Below are 18,945 nucleotides of genomic sequence, written 5' to 3' on the forward strand. Positions count from 1 at the left end.
ACAACGATTCAAGAGGAAGTGACGCTTCGGTGTCGAACGCGACCATGACGATCACCCGCATCGGGGGCGCGCTGGGAGCTCGAGTCGACGGCCTGGACCTGGCGCACGACGTCAGCGAGCAGACGATGGACCAGCTGCGCGCCGCGTTCGCCGAACATCAGTTGCTCGTTTTTCCCGGTCAGGCCCATATCAGCGCCGCGCAACAGGCGGCCTTCGCCCGGCGGTGGGCTGACCCCTACCTGACTCCCGACGAGGTGTCGCCACCCTGCGTTGACGGCGTCGTCGAGGTCATGGAACTGCGTACGGCGGCCAACACCAAGGCCCTGACCGATCAATGGCACTCCGACAACAGCTATGCCGCCGACCCGCCCTGGGCGACGTTCCTCATCTCGCGGCAGATTCCGGCCGCAGGCGGGGACACCATGTGGGCCAACCAGTACGCGGCGTTCGACTCGCTGTCCGACGAACTGAAGCGCGTGCTGCGGGAACTCAAGGCGGTTCACTGTTTCGACAACGGCCGCAACACACTGGTCGCGGCGGGGCTGAGCTTGACCGATCCCGGCGGCGTGCACCCAGTGGTCCGAGTCATCCCGCAGACAGGTCGAGAAGCCCTCTTCCTTAACGAGCGGTTCGCCTCCCACTTCGTCGGGATGACGTGGGCGGAGAGCCGTCCGCTCATGGACTACCTGACTCAGCGCAGCGTCCATCCGAACTTCACCTACCGGCACCGGTGGAGCCTGGGCGACCTGGTGATGTGGGACAACCGTTGCCTGCAACATTTCGCCATCAACGACTACACCGAAGAGCGCGTGATGCACCGGCTGACCATCGCCGAGAGCAGGGCGAGCTGACCGGCGAAGCCGGCGACCCGGTGGCGCCACCGGCGGCCTTCAGCATCGACGGCTTGGTCATCGGGGTGACCGGCGCAGGCAAGGGCATCGGTCGCGGTATCGCCAGCCAGGCTGTGGCGGCCGGTGCCCGGGTGTTCGCCTGCAGCCGCACGGCGGCCGACCTGGCGAGCCTGCAGGCGGAGGTCGCCGAGTTTCCCGGCCAGTGCGCCACCACGGTGCTGGACCTCAGCGAGCCGGACGCTGCGACCGCATTCGCCGACTTCGGTGTGCAGACGTACGGCCGGATCGACGCCGTGGTGAACAACGTCGGCGGCAACCTGACGAAGGCGGCGCTGGACTACACCGCGGCCGAACTGGACGGCCTCTACGCGTTGAACCTCAGAAGCACCTACCTGTGCTGTCTGGCGGCCGCGCGCGTCATGATCGACCAGCAGATCGCCGGATCGATCGTCAACATCAGTTCACGGGGCAGTCTGGTGGCCTCGCCCTGGGTGACGCCGTACAGCGCCATGAAGGCCGGCGTGAATCACCTGACCCGGAGCCTGGCGGTCGAATGGGCCGAGCACGGCATCCGGGTCAACGGCGTCGCCCCCGGCGCGACCCTGACGCCGGCACTGCAAGGGCACGTCGACAGCACGGGCGTGTCCCTGGAGAGCCTGGGAGCGCGGGTCCCGCTGGGCCGCCGGGCGAACACCGTCGACGACGTGGTGTTCCCGGTGCTGTTCCTGCTCTCGCCTGCCGCGTCGATGATCACCGGACAGCTCGTGGCCGTGGACGGCGGATCGTCCCTGTGACGGCGGCTCACCGATGGCAGTGCACTGACCGCAGTGACCTGACCGCAGTGACCTGACGAGATGGTGCGACGAGGACGTCCCGACCGCGGATGTCTCGACAACGGACGACAAGGACCAGGATGCCGACGAACCTGACCGCGGACCAGATGCTGGCGATCGTGGCCGAACACAGTGCACGGGAACGGGACCGCGACTGGCCCGGGGCGTTGCGCACCCTGGTCGCCGACCCGTACTACGAGCACTACCCGAATCGGCTGCGGTTCACCGGAGTCGAACCGATCGTCGAGGCCTGGAAGCGGTTGCTGCCGCAGCCGTGTTTCGACGCGGCGACCTATCAGGACTTCCACCGGGTCGAGTTCGTGAACGGCGACGCCGTCCTGCACATCACCGACTGGACCTTCGCCGACGGCGATAGTCGGAAGGCAGCCAAACTCGTCGCGGTCTACACCTTCTCCGGCGACCTGATGGCGAGCGAAAAGGTCTGGTTCGACGCGACCCTGTTGAGCTACGTCGACAAGGCCCTCGACGCCGATTTCCGGGCAATGTCCGGCGTCGCGCTGTTCTGAGCTTGCGTCAGGGGACGTGGTGAACCGCCCCGCCCCCTGCGGTCTGCGGTAGCGGCGGCGTCCGGCCAGGAGCCGGCATCGGGTTCCCGGACCTCCTCACCGTTGGGCAGGGTGGGCGAACCTGTCACCCGGACGGCCGGATGCGGCCGGATGCGGCCCGCCGCCGGCCCCTTGAAGCCCTAACCTGCCGCCGAAGCGGTGATCATCGGGAGCGCCACGCGGCCGACCCGAGCCGAGAGTCCGGCGAGGCGAGCAGTAGGGCTCGCGGGGGAGGTCGAATGACCGCCGCGACCGCCGAGAGCCTGTCCGCCGGGCAACTCGGCCGCGCCCTGGCCGCCGGTGGCCTCCAAGTGCGGTACCAGCCGATCATCAGCCTGCCCGATCGGCGGGTCGTCGGCATGGAATGCCTGGCCCGGTTGCAAAACGGCGACGAACTCGTCGCACCCGCTCGATTCATCGCGACAGCCGAGACTCACGGACTGATCGCCGACCTGGGGGCAGAGGTCCTCCGGCAGGCGATCGCCCGCGTGGCAGGGTGGCGGCGCCAAGGCGACGGCCTGGCCGCGGTCTGGGTCTCGGTCAACGTGTCGCCCCTGCAATTGGCCGACCCGACGTTCCTTCCGCTGGTGCGATCTCTGCTGCGCGAATACTCCGTCCCGGCGAGCGCGCTGACGCTGGAGATCACCGAGACGGTGGCGACGGCAGGCGCCGTACAGCCGGCGCTGGAGGCGCTGTCGGCGTTCGGCGTACGGCTGGCCCTCGATGACTTCGGCACCGGATTCGCCACGCTGGACGGGCTCAAGCGCCTGCCGGTGCGCATGCTGAAGATCGACCGGACGTTCGTCTCGGAAGTCGCCACACCGTCCCGGGCCCGCGCGATCGTTCGTGCGGTCATCGCGCTGGCCGAGACCCTCGGCCTGTACGTCGTGGCCGAAGGGGTCGAGACCGAAGACCAACTCGTCGTACTGGAACAGCTGAACTGCCTGGCCGCCCAGGGCTTCTACTTCGCAGAACCGACCGAGACCCCGGAACTGGTCGATCTGCAGCAGGGCATCCGCCGCGCCCCCACCGGGACAGATCTGGCGACCCTGTGGCGCCCGGAACACGACGCGACGGTGCTCGCCGCCGCGCGGCTGCTGGCCATCCGGCCGTCCCGGGTGCGCGACACCGTGGTCGCCCTGTCCAGTGCCTGCGGCCGCCGGATGGGGCTCAGCGCCGGTTCGAACTACGTCACCCGCATGCTGTCGCTGGTGCACGACCACCGGGAACTGGTCCTCGCCGGCGACGACTGGGCGGCCCGGGTCCCCGGCGCTGCCGACCTGGCGACGGTGCTGGCCGACGGCCTGCCGCGGCCGGACCTTCCCATCGAGGTGCGCGTCGTGGCCGCCGCGGCCGGGGTCGGAGCCGTCCTGCGCGAGCGGCCGGACCTCGACCTCGCCAGTTGCTGCGAGCAGGTCGTGGCCGGCGGCACCGTCGACGACGAGGTTGCCGCCGTGTTGGTGTCGGTCGCCACCCGGCCCGTCCCGATCATCGGCATCGACACCGTGCTCGACACCGCCGAGGCGTACCACAGCGGTCGCAGCGGGGTCGAAGAGCGGATGCGCGCCCTCCTCGGCGTCACCCGGGCGATCGGCTCCACTCGCGACATGCGCGAACTGCTGCGGTTGGCCGCCGACGAGGCCCGCGCGGTGCTCGGCGCCGCGTCGCTGTCGGTCGAGCGCTGGGACCGGGAGACCGGCGTCCTGCGCACCCTGGTCAACGTCGGCGAACTCGGACCCGCGCAGGTCGTCTTCCCCGCCGACGAGTTCTATCCGCTGATCCAGTTCCCGGAGTCGCAGCGACTGCTCACCATGGGAATGCCGCACCTGCAGAGCGTCAACGACCCCACGTCCGACGATGCCGAGGTCGGGATGCTGCGCCGGCTCGGGAAAGGATCGTGCGCCGCGGTTCCCATCCTCATCGAGGATCGGCTCTGGGGCCGGATGTATGCCACGACGTCGCCGGATCAGCCGGCGTTCGAGGCGCGCGACCTCGAGCTGCTCACCGCCGTCGCCGGCGTCGTCAGCACCGTCGTGGTGCAGGCCGAACACCTCGATGCCATGGCCCGGCAGGCATTCGAGGATGCCCTGACCGGCCTGGGCAATCGCCGGGTGGTCGACGATGCGCTGACCCGGTTGTCCGCCGACGGACGCCCCACTGCTCTGGTGCTGCTCGACGTGGACGGCCTGAAGGAGATCAACGACTCGCTGGGACACGGAGCAGGAGACCTTGCGCTGCAGGTGCTGGGCGACGCCCTGTCGGCGAGTGTGGCCGGGGTCGACGGGGGCCTGGCCGGCAGACTCGGTGGCGACGAGTTCACCTTGCTGCTGCCCGACCACGATCTGCTCGCCGCCCAGGCCGTCGTCGTGACACTGCAGGAACGACTCGCGTCGCAGCGGGGACCGACGGTCTCCTGCGGGGTGGCGGTTGCCGCCGCGGGACCCTGGTCGGCCCGGGTGCTGCTCGCCGAAGCAGATGCCCAGGCCTACGCGGTGAAGCGCCGGCGCCGCGGCGACCGCCGCTCCACGCGGACGGCCAATCTCGATCGGGTACCCTGACCGCGTGCCCGACTCCCCGACGCGACCTGTGGCCGAGCGCGGCAGATGAGCGACACGGTCCGGACGCCCGAGGGCGCTGAGGACTACGACGTCGAGGCGATCCAGGAACGATGGTTGCCGGTGTGGGACGCCGCCGCGCCGTTCCGTTCCGGTACCGCAGGTGACCAGCGTCCGAAGAAGTACGTGCTGGACATGTTCCCGTACCCGTCCGGCGACCTGCACATGGGGCATGCCGAGGCGTACGCCATCGGCGACGTGATCGCGCGCTACTGGGTGCAGCGGGGCTTCGATGTGCTGCACCCCATCGGATGGGACGCGTTCGGCCTGCCCGCGGAGAACGCCGCGATCAAGCGCGGCATCGATCCTGCGGGATGGACGTACGAGAACATCGCGACCCAGCGGGCGTCGATGCGGCGGTACGCCTGCTCGTTCGACTGGGATCGCACGCTGAACACCTGCGATCCGCAGTACTACCGCTGGAACCAGTGGTTCTTCCTGCGGATGTTCGAGCAGGGCCTGGCGTACCGCAAGGCCAGCAATGTGAACTGGTGCCCGAACGATCAGACCGTGCTCGCGAACGAGCAGGTGATCGGTGGTCGCTGCGAACGCTGTGACGCCCTGGTGGTCAAGAAGAAGCTGACGCAGTGGTATCTGCGCATCACCGCCTACGCCGATCGCCTGCTGGACGACATGGTCCAGCTCGAGGGCGAATGGCCCGACAAGGTGCTGTTGATGCAGCGCAACTGGATCGGACGTTCGACCGGTGCCGAGGTCCAGTTCGGGATCGAGGGTCGGCCCGAGCCGGTCACGGTTTACACGACGCGACCGGACACGCTGTACGGCGCCACGTTCTTCGTCGTCGCCGCCGACTCCGACCTGGCCGCAGAACTGGCCGCCGGTACGCCGGCGGAGCAGGAGTTTGCCGCCTACCGCGACCAGGTGGCGATGACCAGCGAGGTGGACCGGCTGGACGCCAGCCGCGCCAAGACCGGAGTCTTCCTGCACCGGTACGCGGTCAACCCGGTCAACGGCGAGCGGATTCCGGTGTGGGCCAGCGACTATGTGCTGTCCGACTACGGCACCGGCGCCATCATGGCGGTGCCGGCCCACGACCAGCGCGACCTGGATTTCGCCCGGACATTCGGGCTGCCGGTGCGGGTCGTCGTGGAGGCCGCCGAGGATCCGACTGTCACCGGGGTGGCCACCGCCGACGACGGCCTGCATGTGAACTCCGGCCCGCTGGACGGGCTCGGCAAGGCCGCGGCGATCGAGGCGATCCTTGCCGTGCTCGCCGAGCGCGGCACGGGTCGCGCCGCGGTCAACTACCGGCTCCGTGACTGGCTCATCTCGCGGCAGAGGTACTGGGGCACACCGATTCCCATCGTGCACTGCCCGTCGTGCGGCGAGGTCGCCGTGCCCGACGACCAGCTGCCGATCGTGCTGCCGGCGGCCGACGGCCTCGACCTGACCCCGCGGGGCTCCTCCCCGTTGGGGGCGGCGACCGAGTGGGCCGCGGTCAGCTGCCCGCGATGTGGCGGACCCGCCACCCGCGACACCGACACGATGGACACCTTCGTCGACTCGTCCTGGTACTACCTGCGCTACCTGGACCCTGCTCGGACCGAGTCGCCCTTCGATCCGCAGCTGGCCCGCGAATGGCTACCGGTGGACCAGTACGTGGGCGGCGTGACCCACGCGATCCTGCATCTGCTGTACAGCCGCTTCTTCACCAAGGTCTTGCACGACATGGGAATGGTCGAGTTCACCGAACCGTTCTCGCGCCTGCTCAACCAGGGCATGGTGCTCATGGCCGGCTCGGCGATGAGCAAGTCGCGAGGAAACCTGGTCCGGCTGTCCGACGAGCTCGCCGACCACGGCGTGGACGCGGTACGGCTCACCATGGTGTTCGCCGGCCCGCCCGAGGACGACATCGACTGGGCGGACGTCTCGCCGACCGGGGCGAAGAAGTTCCTGGCCCGGGCATGGCGGTTGTCCGGTGACGTGTCCAGCGCGGCCGGCACCGATCCGGCGAGCGGCGATGTCGCGCTGCGCAAGGTGACGCATCGGATGGTGCACGACGCGCAGGTCGCGATCGAGGCGGGGCGTTTCAACGTCGCTGTGGCGAAGTCCATGGAGTTGGTCAACGCGGCCCGCAAGGCGATCGACTCCGGTCCCGGTGCTGCCGACCCGGCCGTTCGTGAAGCGGCCGAAGCCGTTGCGGTGCTGCTGTCGCTGGTGGCGCCGTACACCGCCGAGGACATGTGGTCCAAACTCGGCCACGAGCCGTGCGTCGCGCTCGCAGGCTGGCCGGCGGTCGACGCGGCACTGCTGGTCGAGGAGTCGGTGACCTGCGTCGTGCAGGTGGCGGGCAAGGTCCGGCACCGGATCGAGGTTGCGCCGTCGGTGGATCCGGCCGAATTGCGCGAACTCGCGTTGCAGTCTCCGGCCGTGGTCAAGGCGCTGGACGGGCGCGCGGTCAAGGACGTCATCGTCCGGCCGCCTCGGCTCGTGAACGTCGTCCCGGCCTGAGTTTCGCCCAGCCCTCCACTGACCGCGGTTCCGGCCTAGCACTCCACTGACCGCGGTTCCGGCGGTCGGGTTCGGGTCGGTATCAGGGGGCAGTAGCGTGTCGCCATGGTGGCGGGCGCGGTGGCGGTGGTCACCGATTCCACCGCCAGTTTGCTCCCAGAACGCGCCGCTGCCGCCGGTGTCAAGGTCGTCCCGATCCAGGTGATCGTCGACGACGTCATCCGCGACGAGGGCACCGAGATCACCCCGGCGGACGTCGCCATTGCCTTGCGCGACAAGCGGTCGGTGTCGACCTCCCGGCCGGCGCCGGAGCGCCTCGCCGCGCAGTACCGCGAGCTGGCCGACAACGGCGCAACGCATATTGTGTCGATTCACCTGTCGGCAGCGATGAGCGGCACGGTGGAGTCCGCGACGATCGCGGCGCGTCAGGTCGCGATCCCGGTCACCGTGCTGGACTCCCGCTCGGTAGCACTCGGCCTCGGCTACGCCGTGCTGGCCGCGGCCGCAACCGCCAGTGCCGGAGCAGCTCCTGAGGCCGTGGCGGCCGCCGCCCGCGACCGGCTGGCGCGAACCAGCGTGCTGTTCTACGTCGACACCCTCGACCGGCTGCGCGCCGGCGGCCGGATCGGCGCCGCGGCCACCCTGCTCGGCCAGGCGCTGCACGTCAAGCCGCTGCTGCAGCTGTCGGCCGGCGTGGTCGAGCCGGTCGAGAAGGTCCGGACCGCTGCCCGCGCGCTCGCCCGGTTGGAGGAGCTCGCCGCGATGCGCGCGGGCATCGGGGAGATCCGGATCGCGGTGCAGCACTGCCTGGCCGCCGACCGCGCCGCCGCGCTCGCCGCCCGGCTGCGCGACCGCCTGCCGCGCGCGGAACTGGAGGTCGGCGAAGTGGGTGCGGTCCTCGGCGCCCATGTCGGGCCGGGCATGGTGGCCGTCGTCCTGGCGCCACGCTGAGGCGACGTTCACGACCGCGGCGACGTTGACGACAGAGTGACGTTCACAACCGACGTGCCGGTCGCAACCGCGGTGACATTCACAACCGACGTGCCGGTCACAAGCGCAGTGACGTCCACAAGCGAGTGACGTCCACAAGCGAGTGACGTCCACAACCGCGGACAATGGGCTCAGCCGTCCCCAGGGCTTGGGACGCAGTCGATCTCAGCGGTGCTGCCGCCTAGCGTCCGTGAGGTGTCCCGAGACGAGAAGAGCGCAGCGCAGCGGTTGGCTGACCTTGCTGCGGCCTGGCGAGGCGACAGGGGCGCGGGCGACCCGGACGCAGAGCTGGCTGGCGACGCTTCCTCGGCCACCGCGCGCGACGCTGGCTCGGCCGTTTCGGGTGGCGCCACCTCGTCCGTTGCGGCTTTCGCGGTCGACGGCGCCGCCTCGGCTGCCGATCGCAACACCGAGCCCGCCGAGGGGATCCGGCGCGCCGACGGCCGGACCGTTCGCGCGATCGCCGCTGTGGTGGCCGTGGCGATGGTCCTCGCCGGGTGGTGGTGGTGGCAAGGCCGGCCCCGCGAAGTCACGCGGGCACCCGCTGCCGTGGTCAGCGGGCAGCCGGTCGCTGAGAAGGTGACGGCCTCGCCGTCACCGGCCGTGCGTGAGGTGGTCGTGCACGTGGTCGGCGAGGTGGTCCGGCCCGGGTTGGTCCGGCTGCCCGCCGGATCGCGGGTGGCCGATGCGGTGGGCGCCGCCGGGGGCCTGCGGCCCGGCGGTCATCTCGGCGGCGCGAACCTCGCCCGAGTGCTCGTCGACGGCGAGCAACTGGTGATCGGAGCGGGTGCTTTGCCCGGCCGCACCACGACCGACCCGGACACGGTGCCCGGCCGCACGACGACGGGGCCGGGCACCGGCGCGGCGAACGCGCCACTGGATCTCAACGCCGCTACTACGGCGCAACTGGAGGAGCTGCCCGGGATCGGCCCGGTGCTCGCCGGGCGCATCGTGGCGTGGCGTGAGGAGCACGGCGCCTTCACCGCGGTCACCGAGCTGCAGGAGGTCTCCGGCGTGGGAGACAAGGTGTTCGCGGCGATCGAGCGCCTGGTGAGGGTGTGAGGGATCTCCGCCTGGTTGTCGTCGCCCTGGGATTGTGGTCCGCGGAACTCGCCGTCCTGTTGGCGCTGTTGGGGAATGGGGCTGTCGGCGGCAGTACCGCCGTCGTCGTCATCGTCGGCGGGCTGGTCGTCGCGGCAACCGGTGGTGGAGTTGCCTTCGCCTCAGGCAGGGTCCGTTCGGCTGCGTCCGGCAGCGACGTCGTTTCGGCCGGCTCCGGCGGCGATGTCCGTTCGGCCGCCTCCCGCGCCGGCATCCCTTCGGCTTCCTCCGGCGGCATCCCTTGGGCCGCCTCGGGCGGCGGCGTCCGCTCTCTCGCGCTCGCCCACGCCGGGTTGTTCGTGCTGGGCCTTGGCGCCGGGCTGGTGGTCGCCGGGCTGCACGTGGGTGCCGTACGCGGCGGCCCGCTGACGGCGTGGGCGCAGCAGCGAGCCGTCGTCGAGCTGGCCGGCGTCGTGGAAGGTGATCCGCAGCGGCGTACCGGCGTGGTGTCCGGGACCCGCCGGCTGCCGGACGTCACCGTGATCCGGCTGCGGGTGCAGCGTGCCGTGGTGCGGGGCACGTCGTACGACGTCGACGTCCTCGTCTCGGTGCGCGTCAACGAGTCTGCGGCGACGACGTCGGGCGATGCGGCGCCGCAATCCGCCACCGGCGAACACGTCTCGGCCAGTACGGCTGTGCACGGTTCGACGGTGACGGTCTCCGGCCGGCTGGCCGATCCCGGCCGGGCGCCGGAGGTCGCGGCCGTACTGCTGGCTGCCGGTCCGGTCCGGCAGCTCCAGCCGCCGGGTTCGGTGGACACCGCGACAGCGGCGCTACGGGACGGCCTGCGCACCACGTTGAGCGCTCACCCGGTCGACCAGGCGGCTCTGGTCGCCGGGCTCGCCGTCGGTGACGAGACCGCGCAGACCGCCGAGCTCACCGCGGCGATGCGAACCGCGGGGTTGTCGCACCTCACGGCGGTCAGCGGCGGGAACACCGCGATGGTGGTCGCCGCCGCGCTCCTGCTCAGCAGGCTGCTGGGCGCCCGGCGCCGCACGCGCGTTCTGGTGGCGGCCACCGCCCTCGCCGGATTCGTCGCCCTGGTGCGGCCCGAGCCCAGCGTCGTACGGGCCGCCGTCATGGGCGCCGTGGTCCTGGTCGGGTTGCTCGTTGGTGGTCGGGGCCGTGAGTTGTCTGTGCTTGCCGCTGCGGTCTGCCTCGTCCTGCTCAGCACGCCAGCCCTGGCCGCGTCGTGGGGTTTCGCGCTGTCGGCGGTCGCCACGGCGGGCTTGTTGGTGCTGGCGCATCGTTGGCGGGGCCTGCCGCAGCGACACGCGATCCGCGACTGGCTTGCCACGGCGGCCGCGGTCACGCTGGCAGCCCAGCTGGCGACGGCTCCGCTCGTCGCGGCGATGAGCGGCGGCATCTCACTGGCCGGCGTACCGGCGAACCTGCTGGTCGCCCCGGTCGTCGCGCCGGTGACCCTGCTGGGCTTGCTCGCTGCCGTCACGTCGGTCGTGTGTCCCGCGGTGGCGGGACTGTTCGCGGCGGCGGCGGCACCCCTGGCGGGGTGGATCGCCTCGGTAGCCCACACCGCGGCCGCAGCGCCAGCGGCGACCGTGCCGTGGCCCGGGGGAGCCAGCGGCGGTGTGGCGCTGGCCCTGCTGCTCGTGGCGCTGCTGGCCAGCCGCCGGCGTTGGTGGCCGCTCGTGTCCGGTACGCCTTGGCTCACCGCGGCACTGGCCGCCGCGGTGATCGCTGCTGTCGTACTGCGCCCGCCGGGCCGCAGCGGCTGGCCGCCGGCCGGCTGGGTCCTGGTGGCCTGCGACGTCGGTCAGGGCGACGCGCTGGTCATCCGGAGTGGAGTGGGGGAGGCCGTTGTCGTCGATGCCGGCCCCGATCCCGCTGCGGTGGACCGCTGCCTGGGTGACCTCGGCGTCGAACGGGTCAATGCTTTGGTGCTCAGCCACTTTCATGCCGATCACGTCGAAGGCACACCGGGTGTGCTCCGGCGCGACACCGGCGTCATCCTCACCTCGCCGCTGGCCGAACCGCCGGAGCAGGCGGCACGGGTCCAGCGGTGGGCGGGTGCTGCCGGAGTCGCCATGCTGTCAGCCGAGTACGGCGAGGTCCGGACGGTCGCGGACGTCACGATGACGGTCCTCGGCCCCCGGCGGCTGATTCGTGGCGAGGGTTCCGACGCCAACAACGCCAGCCTCGTCCTGCTGGTCGAAGTCCGGGGTCTGCGGCTGTTGCTGACCGGAGACATCGAGCCGGCCGCACAGCGGGCGTTGCTCGCGGCGTACCCGGACGGTCCGCCGGGCGGCCGGGTGGACGTGCTGAAGGTGGCTCATCACGGCTCGGCGCAACAAGAGCCGTCGATCTTCGGTTGGGCCGCAGCGTCGATCGCGCTGGTGTCGGTCGGAGCGGACAACGACTACGGACATCCCGCGCCGGGGGTCCTGGCGGCATTGCGGCAGGCGAGCGCCCTGGTCGGGCGTACCGACGAGCAGGGGGATCTCGCAGTCGTCGCCGGTGACGGCGGTGACGGCGGTGACGGCGGTGACGGTGCCGGCCGCAGCCGGAGCGCCGGGCTGGTGACCCGCCGCTGAACAGCTACTGCGACTGCCGGACGGCGATGTCGGCGACTCGTGACATGCTCGGCCGGTGCCGGCTGCTCCCGCCCCCGTGACGCTGGTGTTCGGCCCGGAGACCGTCCTGGCCGAGCGGGCCGTGGACGAGGTCGTGGCGGCCGCCCGGGCCGTCGAGCCGAGCGCGTACCGGTCCGTCATTCGCGCCGGTTCCGGCGACCTGGCCGCCGCCTTGGCAGATGCCTTGGCCCCCAACCTCTTCGGTGAGTCGACGGTTGTCGTCGTCGAAGGCCTGGACGGCGCCGACGAGGCGGCGGCGCGGTTGGTCAAGCAGGCGTGTACCGAGCCGGTTCCCGGGCTCTGGCTGGTGCTGCTGCACCCCGGCGGGACCAAGGGCAAGGCACTGCTGGACCACATCCGCAAGGCCGGTGCCGTGGAGGTCGCATGTCCGGCGCTGAAGCGACGCCGCGACGTGATCGGCTTCCTCGGCCAGGAGCTGCGCCGCGAGAGCCGCCGTGCCCGACCCGAGGCGCTCGAGGCGTTGCTCGATGCCGTGGGCATGGACCTGCAGCTGCTGGTGGGGGCGATCCGGCAGCTGGTTCGAGACGTCGAGACGGACCCGCTGGATATCGACGACGTGCATCGCTACTTCGGTGGGGTCGCCGACGTCAGCGGCTTCGCGATCTCCGACGCGGTATGGGAGCGCCGTACGGTCGACGCGTTGGCGGACCTACGGTGGGCCGCAGAATCCGGCGACCGGGGACGGCTGGGCCCGGCGACTGTCGGAGCCATGACCACTGGGCTGCGCGGTCTGGTCCGTTACGCCGGGGCGTCCAAGGCGCAGCCGGAGGCGGCATTGGCTGCCGCGGCGGGTGTCCCGCCCTGGAAGCTGCGGTCACTGCAGGCGCAGCTGCGCCGCTGGCGGCCCGAGCAGATCGTGGCGGCGACCAAGCGGCTCGCCCAGGCCGATGCTGCGGTCAAAGGCGGCTTACGGGAAGGCGAGCAGCTCGATCCGACGCAGAAGTTGTGGGCGCTGGAGCGGCTCGTGGTCGAACTGTCGGATCGCGACGACGCCGCGCGCTCCTGACCAGCTGCTGGCCTAGGCGGGCGCCCGCTCACCAGCCAGCGCGGCGGGCTGGTCCCGGTGTCAGCCGTGCCTGACCAGCGGCGGCGTTCGATCCGCCGCAGCGCGGCGGGCGGTCCCGGTGTCAGGCCTGCTGACCAGCGGCAGTGCTTGGCCAGAGCGTTCGATCCGCCGCAGCGCGGCGGGCTGGTCTCGAGGGTCAGGCCTCGGCGAGAGCGGCAGCGCGCTTGGCGACCGCGGACTTCCGGTTCGCGGCCTGGTTCTTGTGGATGACGCCCTTGCTGGCGGCCTTGTCGAGCAGGGTGCCGGCCGCGCGGGCGAGCTCGGTCGCCTTCGCTACGTCGCCGGCGTCGGCGGCCTCGCGGAACTTACGAACCGCGGTCTTGAGCTGCGACTTGACCGCCTTGTTGCGCACGCGCGCCGCCTCGTTCGTGCGGATGCGCTTGATCTGCGACTTGATGTTCGCCACGGTCAGCCTTCGGTCTCGTACAGCGGGTGGGTCGGCGCCCTGGCGCCGGCTTGTCAGCTCGCGCCGCCACCGACCGGTGCGCGCGGGCGCCACAGGATACTCACCGCACCCGGCGGGCCGCCAAATCGGCAGGCCGCGGGGCAGCCCCGGCATTCGTGCGCGGACGTCCGTCGACGGCTGGTCATGCGACGATGGCCTGCCTCACCGGCTGGGCCATCCTGTCGGTGTGGGCCGGCGGCCGCGCGGGGCCGCCGGACGATCAACGGACGTAGCGGACGCCGGATGCCGGCGGCGGGAAGGCAGTCGTCAGCGTGAGCGCTCGGGTCACTCCGCCGGCCCCGGGCCGCACCGATCCCGGCGACATCCGCAACTTCTGCATCATCGCCCACATCGACCACGGCAAGTCCACGCTGGCCGACCGGATGCTGCAGCTGACCGGCGTGGTCGACAGCAGGTCGATGCGCGCCCAGTACCTCGACCGGATGGATATCGAGCGGGAACGCGGCATCACCATCAAGAGCCAGGCGGTACGGCTGCCGTTCCTGGCGGCAGACGGCCGTAGCTACGTCTTCAACCTCATCGACACGCCCGGTCACGTCGACTTCACGTACGAGGTGTCCCGCAGTCTGGCGGCCTGCGAAGGCGCCATCCTGCTGGTGGACGCCGCCCAGGGCATCGAGGCCCAGACGCTCGCCAACCTGTACCTGGCGCTCGAGGGCGATCTGCAGATCATCCCGGTGCTCAACAAGATCGACCTGCCGGCGGCGCAGCCGGACAAGTACGCCGCGGAACTGGCGCACATCATCGGGTGCGACGCCGCCGACGTGCTACGGGTGAGCGCGAAGACCGGCGACGGCGTCCGAGAACTGCTCGAAGCCGTGGTCCAGCAGGTCCCGGCCCCGGTCGGCGACGCCGACGGGCCGGCGCGGGCGCTCATCTTCGACTCCGTGTACGACACCTACCGCGGCGTGATCACCTATGTGCGGGTCGTGGACGGATCGCTGTCCACCCGCGAGCGCATCGTGATGATGTCGACGCAAGCCACCCACGAGACGCTCGAGGTCGGCGTCATCTCGCCTGAGCCGGTGCCGGCCGACTCGCTCGGCGTCGGTGAGGTCGGCTACCTGATCACCGGCGTGAAGGACGTCCGGCAGAGCCGGGTCGGCGACACCGTCACTTCGTCGGTGCGCGCGGCAGCCGCGCCGCTGGGCGGCTACCGGGACCCGAAGCCGATGGTGTTCTCCGGGCTCTATCCCATCGACGGCTCGGACTATCCGCTGCTGCGGGACGCCTTGGACAAGCTGAAACTCAACGATGCCGCGCTGGCCTACGAGCCGGAGACCTCGCTGGCGCTCGGCTTCGGATTCCGTTGCGGCTTCTTGGGTCTGCTCCACCTGGAGATCGTGCGCGAGCGGCTGGAACGGGAGTTCAACCTCGATCTGATCTCGACCGCCCCGAACGTGGTCTACCGCGTGGTCAAGGACGACGGCGCCGAGCTGGTGGTGACCAACCCGTCGGAATACCCGGCTGCCAAGATTGCCGAGGTGTACGAGCCGGTGGTGCGGTCGACGATCCTGACGCCGGGGGAGTTCGTCGGCACGATCATGGAACTGTGCCAGGCCCGTCGTGGCGCGTTGCTGGGCATGGACTACCTGTCGGAGGACCGGGTCGAGCTGCGGTACACGCTGCCGCTGGCGGAGATCGTGTTCGACTTCTTCGACCAACTGAAGTCACGGACCCGTGGCTACGCCTCGCTGGACTACGAGCCCACCGGCGAGCAGCGCTCCGATCTGGTCAAGGTGGACATCCTGCTGCACGGCGAACCGGTCGACGCCTTCAGCGCGATCGTCCACCGGGACAAGGCGTACGCCTACGGCGTCGCGATGGCCGCGAAGCTGAAGGAGCTCATCCCGCGGCAGCAGTTCGAAGTGCCGATCCAGGCGGCCATCGGCAGCCGGGTCATCGCGCGGGAGAACATCCGGGCGATTCGTAAGGACGTGCTGGCCAAGTGCTACGGCGGTGACATCACCCGCAAGCGCAAGCTGCTGGAGAAGCAGAAGGAGGGCAAGAAGCGGATGAAGGTCGTCGGACGGGTCGAGGTGCCGCAGGAGGCCTTCATCGCAGCGTTGTCGACCGGGGAAGGCGTCGCCAAGACACGGTGAGGGCACCGGTCCGCGCGGCCGCTGCGTAACGGCAGCCCGGGTCTCTAGTGTGGTGATCGACGTTCGGCGCACGTCGGTGACGGCGCCACCACACGCGGAGGTGGACTCTCGATGGCCGCTGTGCCCGAGTTGGTGCGGACAACGGGGTCCCTGACGGCCGAGCTACCGCCGGAGGCGACCTGCGTCGGCCAGATGTTCCTGGACCGGGTGGCTCGCAGCCGCGACCGCGAGGCGTTTCGGGTACCGAACATGGTCGGCGGGTGGCGGTCGATCTCGTGGGGGGAGCTCGAGGTCGAGGTCGTCGAACTGGCGGCGGGACTGGTGGCTCTCGGAATCGAGCCGGAGGACCGCGTCGCGATCGCCAGCAGCACACGGTTGGAGTGGATCGTCGCCGACCTCGCGATCATGTGCGCTGCGGCGGCCACGACCACGGTCTATCCCCAGACGCAGGCCGACGACATGGCTTACATCATGCGTGACGCCGGAGTCCGCCTGCTGTTCGCCGAGGACGCCGACCAGTTGGCCAAGGTCGACGAGGAGCGGGCGGGGCTGCCCGATCTGGAGACCGTGGTGCTGATGCAGGGGGAGGGCGTCGGGTCCGCGGTGATGTCCTGGGAGGCGGTGCGGGCCGCCGGCCGGCAGCGGCTGGCCGAGAACGCCGCCACGGTCACCGACCGGGTGGCCGCCTCACGGCCGGATCACCTCGCAACGCTGGTCTACACCTCCGGCACGACCGGGCGACCCAAGGGCGCCGAGCTGCCGCAGCGCTGCTGGACATATGAGGGCGCGACCATCGAGGCGCTCGACCTGCTCACCGAGGACGACGTGCAGTATCTCTGGCTGCCGCTGGCGCACGTGTTCGGCAAGGTCCTGCTGTCGGCCCAGTTGCAGGTCGGCTTCGTCACCGCGGTCGACGGCCGGGTGGACCAGATCGTGACGAACCTGCCGGTGATCCGACCGACGTTCATGGCTGCCGTACCGCGGATCTTCGAGAAGGTGTACGCCGCGGTCCGCCGGCAGGCGGCGTCGGGTGCGAAGGCGAAGGTGTTCGACTGGGCCTTCGACGTCGGGCACCGGGCTGCGGCCAAACGCCGAGCGGGCGAGGACCTGGGGCGGGTTCTCGGACTGCAGCTGGCGGTGGCCGACCGGCTGGTGTTCAGCAAGATCAAGGAGCGGTTGGGCGGGCGCATCCGCTACCTGGTGTCCGGATCCGCGGCCCTGTCGCCGGACATCGCGGCCTGGTTCGAGGCCGCCGGAATCATTGTGCTGGAGGGATACGGGCTCACCGAGACCAGCGGATCGGTCAGCTTGAACCGGCCCGGTCGGATCGGGTACGGCACCGTCGGCGAGCCGCTGGCGGGGACGGAGATGGCGACCGCGGCCGACGGCGAGATCCTGGTCCGTGGGCCCAGCGTGATGCGCGCCTACCGTGGCAACGAGGCGGCGACGGACGAGGCCATGCTTGCCGACGGGTGGCTCGCGACCGGTGACGTGGGGATCATCGACGAGTTGGGCCGGGTCGCCATCACCGATCGCAAGAAGGACCTGGTGAAGACCAGCAACGGCAAGTACATTGCGCCGCAGGCGATCGAGGCGCAGTTCAAGGCTATCTGCCCGCTGGTCGGCAACATCATGGTCATCGCCGACGGCCGCCCGTTCGCCAGCGCGGTGGTCAGCCTCGACCACGACGCTGCCGCGGGTTTCGCGGCCTCCCATGGCCTGGCGTCGGTGGAACCGGCACTGCTGGCAGCTGAACCCGCTGTGCGACAGGTGGTCGCGGACGCCTTCAGCTCCTTGAACAACCAGCTGAACCACTGGGAGACGATCAAGGAGTTCCGCATCCTGCCGCGTGACCTGACCGTCGAGGACGGCGAACTGACGCCGAGCCTGAAGGTGAAGCGCCGGGTGGTGCTGGACCACTTCGGTGAGATCGTGGACTCCATGTACGAGGGCCACCGATGAACGGCGGCCGGCACGGCGATGGCCTCACAGCCGCCTGACGGCGACCCGGCGCCCCGCGACGGCGCGCTGCCACCGGATCGGCTCGCGGCGCTGGGGGAGCGGCCCTTCGGCGTCTACGTCCACGTGCCGTTCTGCTCGACCCGCTGTGGCTACTGCGACTTCAACACCTACACCGCCGGCGAACTGGGTCCCGGGTCGAGCAGGTCGTCGTACCTGGACGCGGTGCTCGCCGAGGTGAGGCTGGCCCGCCGCGTGCTGGGACCGGCCGTGCCGCCGGCGACGACGGTCTTCTTCGGCGGCGGGACGCCGACGCTGCTGGCGCCGGACGAACTCGGCCGGCTGCTGGATGCCGTGGCGACCACCTTCGGCATCGCCGACGACGCCGAGGTCTCGGTCGAGGCGAACCCGGACTCAGTCGACGGTGCCGCCTTGCAGGCGTTGCGCCGCAACGGTTTCACCCGAGTCTCCTTCGGCATGCAGAGCGCGTCGCGGCACGTGTTGCAGGTGCTCGACCGGACCCATACCCCCGGCGGCGCGCTGCGCGCGGTGGCCGATGCGCGGGCGGCGGGGTTCGACCACGTCAACATCGACCTCATCTACGGCACGCCCGGCGAGACCGAACAGGACTGGCGCGACTCGTTGCAGGCCGCTGCGTCCAGCGGCGCCGATCATGTCTCGGCGTACGCCCTGGTCGTGGAGGACGGCACGCGGATGGCGGCGCGGGTACGCCGCGGCGAACTGCCGGCACCCGACGACGACGAGGCTGCGGCGCGCTACCTGGTCGCCGAGGAGGTGCTGTCCGGCAGCGGGATGCGCTGGTACGAGGTATCGAACTGGGCCAAGCCCGGTGGGGAATGCCGGCACAACCTGGGGTACTGGCGTGGCGACGACTGGTGGGGCCTGGGACCCGGCGCGCACTCTCACGTGCGAGGGGTGCGGTGGTGGAACGTGCGGCACCCCACGGCGTACGCCGCGCGGCTGGCAGACGGCAGCTCGCCGGCGCAGGCCCGGGAGGTGCTCGATTCGCAGGACCGCTGGGTCGAGGACGTGCTGCTGCGGGTCCGGCTCGCCGAGGGTGTCGCGCTGGATGCCTTGGGACCGCGGGCATCGGTGGTGACCGCCCGGGCCGCCGCGGACGGGCTGGCCGAGGTCGATGCCTGGCGGCAGGGCCGACTGGTGCTGACGCTGCGCGGGCGGTTGCTCGCCGACGCGGTCGTTCGCGATCTTGTCGCCTGAGCCGCGGACGAGAAACGGGCCGGGACGCTGGTGCGTCCCGGCCCGTCGCCGTCAGCCCGGCACGGTGGTGGCC

The 18,945-nt window shown here is 70.9% G+C and carries 13 protein-coding genes; 12 read left to right on the top strand and 1 reads right to left on the bottom strand.

Features of this window, described 5'->3' with window-relative positions; all coding sequences use genetic code 11:
• Nucleotides 1–44 precede the first annotated feature (44 nt).
• From EPO13_09145 to holA, 9 genes are all read left to right on the top strand, one after another.
• The gene (locus EPO13_09145) at nucleotides 45–851 is read left to right on the top strand and encodes a TauD/TfdA family dioxygenase (GenBank protein TAK68923.1); all 807 of its coding nucleotides are present in this window, start codon (nucleotides 45–47) and stop codon (nucleotides 849–851) included.
• Nucleotides 731–1,645 carry an SDR family oxidoreductase gene (locus tag EPO13_09150; protein ID TAK68924.1) on the top strand — a complete coding sequence of 305 codons (915 nt, stop codon included), beginning with the start codon at nucleotides 731–733 and terminating at the stop codon, nucleotides 1,643–1,645. Before EPO13_09145 ends, EPO13_09150 begins: the two co-directional genes overlap by 121 nt.
• A 119-nt stretch (nucleotides 1,646–1,764) precedes the next feature.
• Nucleotides 1,765–2,211: a hypothetical protein gene (locus tag EPO13_09155; GenBank protein TAK68925.1), complete on the top strand. Its 447-nt coding sequence runs from the start codon at nucleotides 1,765–1,767 to the stop codon at nucleotides 2,209–2,211.
• A 140-nt stretch (nucleotides 2,212–2,351) separates the two neighbouring features.
• The gene (locus EPO13_09160) at nucleotides 2,352–4,808 is read left to right on the top strand and encodes an EAL domain-containing protein (protein TAK68926.1); all 2,457 of its coding nucleotides are present in this window, start codon (nucleotides 2,352–2,354) and stop codon (nucleotides 4,806–4,808) included.
• A gap of 45 nt (nucleotides 4,809–4,853) precedes the next feature.
• Nucleotides 4,854–7,337 carry a leucine--tRNA ligase gene (locus tag EPO13_09165; protein ID TAK68927.1) on the top strand — a complete coding sequence of 828 codons (2,484 nt, stop codon included), beginning with the start codon at nucleotides 4,854–4,856 and terminating at the stop codon, nucleotides 7,335–7,337.
• Between the two features lie 108 nt (nucleotides 7,338–7,445).
• A complete protein-coding gene (locus EPO13_09170; GenBank protein TAK69056.1) occupies nucleotides 7,446–8,288 on the top strand; it encodes a DegV family protein in 843 nt (280 codons plus the stop codon).
• A 522-nt stretch (nucleotides 8,289–8,810) separates the two neighbouring features.
• The gene (locus tag EPO13_09175) at nucleotides 8,811–9,389 is read left to right on the top strand and encodes a ComEA family DNA-binding protein (GenBank protein TAK69057.1); all 579 of its coding nucleotides are present in this window, start codon (nucleotides 8,811–8,813) and stop codon (nucleotides 9,387–9,389) included.
• Nucleotides 9,386–11,980, top strand: a complete 2,595-nt coding sequence (locus tag EPO13_09180; GenBank protein ID TAK68928.1) for a ComEC/Rec2 family competence protein — start codon at nucleotides 9,386–9,388, stop codon at nucleotides 11,978–11,980. Before EPO13_09175 ends, EPO13_09180 begins: the two co-directional genes overlap by 4 nt.
• Before the next feature lie 55 nt (nucleotides 11,981–12,035).
• Nucleotides 12,036–13,046, top strand: a complete 1,011-nt coding sequence (gene holA, locus EPO13_09185; protein TAK68929.1) for a DNA polymerase III subunit delta — start codon at nucleotides 12,036–12,038, stop codon at nucleotides 13,044–13,046.
• A gap of 196 nt (nucleotides 13,047–13,242) precedes the next feature.
• Here the strand turns inward: holA and EPO13_09190 are convergent, their stop codons facing one another.
• Nucleotides 13,243–13,512 carry a 30S ribosomal protein S20 gene (locus EPO13_09190; GenBank protein ID TAK68930.1) on the bottom strand — a complete coding sequence of 90 codons (270 nt, stop codon included), beginning with the start codon at nucleotides 13,510–13,512 and terminating at the stop codon, nucleotides 13,243–13,245.
• A gap of 311 nt (nucleotides 13,513–13,823) precedes the next feature.
• On the opposite strand from EPO13_09190, the gene EPO13_09195 reads away from it, so the two are divergent.
• The 3 genes from EPO13_09195 (at nucleotide 13,824) to EPO13_09205 (ending at nucleotide 18,872) form a co-directional block, all read left to right on the top strand.
• Complete coding sequence (locus EPO13_09195; protein ID TAK68931.1) at nucleotides 13,824–15,674, top strand: elongation factor 4; 1,851 nt, start codon at nucleotides 13,824–13,826, stop codon at nucleotides 15,672–15,674.
• A 111-nt stretch (nucleotides 15,675–15,785) separates the two neighbouring features.
• Entirely contained in the window at nucleotides 15,786–17,636 is a 1,851-nt protein-coding gene (locus EPO13_09200) for a long-chain fatty acid--CoA ligase (protein TAK68932.1), read from the top strand.
• An 18-nt stretch (nucleotides 17,637–17,654) separates the two neighbouring features.
• Entirely contained in the window at nucleotides 17,655–18,872 is a 1,218-nt protein-coding gene (locus EPO13_09205; GenBank protein TAK68933.1) for a coproporphyrinogen III oxidase, read from the top strand.
• The last annotated feature ends 73 nt before the right edge of the window (nucleotides 18,873–18,945 follow it).

It is taken from the genome of Actinomycetota bacterium (assembly GCA_004297305.1).
Lineage (GTDB): Bacteria > Actinomycetota > Actinomycetes > S36-B12 > FW305-bin1 > FW305-bin1.